The 651-nt window shown below is 41.6% G+C and carries 1 protein-coding gene; it reads right to left on the bottom strand.

From position 1 onward, the window contains the following. Positions 1-651 (bottom strand): cell division protein ZapE (gene zapE / locus R8O10_RS25685; protein WP_318192019.1); only part of this gene is annotated, 651 nt, incomplete at both ends.

Here is a 651-nt window from a genome sequence, read left to right as displayed (position 1 = left end):
TCAAATTCCAGTTGTCCTTCGGTATATAAGGCATCCATCTCGACTTCCGCTGAAATAATCAGTTTTACGTTACGCTCATAAAACTCGTCGACTAAAGCAATAAAACGCCTCGCAGCATCATCAATTTTACGATTCATCTGACGCACATCGGCCAGTAAAACCGTGTGATAAATACGTGAGAGTTCAATGTAATCGTTTTGACTTCGAGCGGTTTGGCACAACTGCTCAAAAGAAGCATGTAACACCCCATCACTGGCTTCAATCACGTTAATCTGTCGATGATTAATGTCGATTTTGTGAGCAACGCTTTTACGCTCAGCCGTAAGCTGCTGATAATAGGTATTTAAATTAATAGAAGCCTGCTCATCCAATGGATAATGGTAGATTTCGGCTTGTTCCAACGTCCTTAGACGATAATCGACACCACTATCCACATTTAGTACATGGCAACGCGCCAAAATCATATCAATAGCAGGAAGGAAACGAGCTCGCTGTAAGCCATTACGATACAAATTTTGTGGTTCGATGTTTGACGTCGCCACCAGCACCATCTGACGCTTAAACATTTCTTGCAACAATGTGGCAAGAATCATGGCATCAGTTATGTCAGACACAAAGAACTCGTCAAAACAAACAATATCTGCTTCTTGT

The organism is Vibrio sp. 1727, from assembly GCF_033344415.1.
Taxonomy (GTDB): Bacteria; Pseudomonadota; Gammaproteobacteria; order Enterobacterales; family Vibrionaceae; genus Vibrio; species Vibrio alginolyticus.
The sequence above is the reverse complement of the archived record's forward strand: the minus strand, read 5'-3'. Positions and strand labels throughout refer to the sequence as shown.